The sequence below is a fragment of the Streptococcus pseudopneumoniae ATCC BAA-960 = CCUG 49455 genome, assembly GCF_002087075.1.
GTDB classification, from domain to species: Bacteria; Bacillota; Bacilli; order Lactobacillales; family Streptococcaceae; genus Streptococcus; species Streptococcus pseudopneumoniae.
Map to the genome: position 1 here is coordinate 1 of NZ_MWSM01000061.1, position 1,357 is coordinate 1,357.

The 1,357-nt window shown below is 35.9% G+C and carries 1 protein-coding gene; it reads right to left on the reverse strand.

The genetic code is table 11. From position 1 onward, the window contains the following. Positions 1–1,301, reverse strand: a protein-coding gene (locus B4W83_RS11305; RefSeq protein WP_087148666.1) for an IS3 family transposase whose coding sequence is annotated in 2 segments (ribosomal slippage) — positions 1–860 and positions 860–1,301 — 1,302 coding nt annotated over the 2 segments. Because the reading frame shifts where the segments join, the coding sequence is not laid out codon by codon here. This gene is flagged as partial in the annotation. Positions 1,302–1,357 lie beyond the last annotated feature (56 nt).

Consider the following 1,357-nt stretch of genomic DNA (forward strand, 5'->3'; position numbering starts at 1 on the left):
TTTTACCTTAATTCGTTTATTGTTGTAGTAATCAATATAGTCTACAATAGCTTGTTCCAATTGCTTAAGCGACTGAAACGACTTCTCATAACCGTAAAACATTTCCGATTTCAGAATCCCAAAGAAGGACTCCATCATACCGTTGTCTGGGCTGTTGCCCTTGCGTGACATGGATGCTTGAATTCCCTTACTCTCTAGGAACCGATGATAAGAATCGTGTTGATATTGCCAGCCTTGGTCACTATGGAGAATCGTATTCTCGTAGTGCTTCTCTTTGAATGCCTGTTCCAACATTGTTTGTACTTGTTCTAAGTTGGGTGAAGTTGAAAGATTATAGGCGATAATTTCACTATTAAAGCCATCTAAAACTGGTGATAAGTAAAGCTTTTGAGTACTTGCTGGAATGGCAAATTCTGTCACATCTGTGTAGCACTTTTCCATTGTTTTAGAGCCTTCAAATTGACGTTGAATGAGATTCTCTGCTTTCTTACCAACGTCTCCTTTATGAGAAGAATATTTTCGTTTCTGTCGCATTTTAGCTTGTAAATTGAGTACTTTCATCAAGCCTTGAACTCTTTTATGATTTACTAGATAACCACGATTTCTTAGTTCTAAATAAATCCGACGATAAGCATAATTTCCCTTGTGTTCGATAAAGATGGATTGAATTTCAGCTTTAAGCTCTTGGTCCTTATCTGGTTTATCTAGCTGTTTCAAGTGATAGTAGTAGGTCGAACGAGCTAGTTTAATGGCTTTTAAAAGAAGATCTAACGAAAACTCAGTCATTAATTCTTGAACAATTTCTGTCTTTCTTCTTTCTCTTTTTCCTCCTTCAATCGGAGTTCTCTTAACTTTTTTAGGATGGCATTCTCCGCTCTCAGGTACTCATTTTCTGCTTGAAGACGTTCTAATTCTGTCCTCTCTTCAGGTCTCGTTTTTGGCTTACGTCCCATTTTAGGTACTCTCCCTCTTGTTTTCTCAACAATAGTATACCCGTTTTTACTGTATTGTGCTAGCCAATTAAGAAGTATCGTACGACTTGGGAGGCCGTATTCAAGAGAAACTCTATCTTTAGTCCAGCCTTCATGTATGACTTTATCAATCATTTCTTGTTTTAAATCAGGAGAATAGTAACGATTTTTTCCTTTTTTGACGAACTCTATTCCGTAACGATCAATCAATTGAATCATGTACCTAATATTAGAATTGTTTATCCCAAATTTATTTGAAAGCTTCTCTAAGCTATATCCTTGTTTTCTAAGTTCATAGATCTGAACTTTATCATCATAAGTTAATTTCATAATAAAAATACCCCAAAAGTTAGATTTTGTCTGTCTAACTTTTGGGGTGCAGTTCA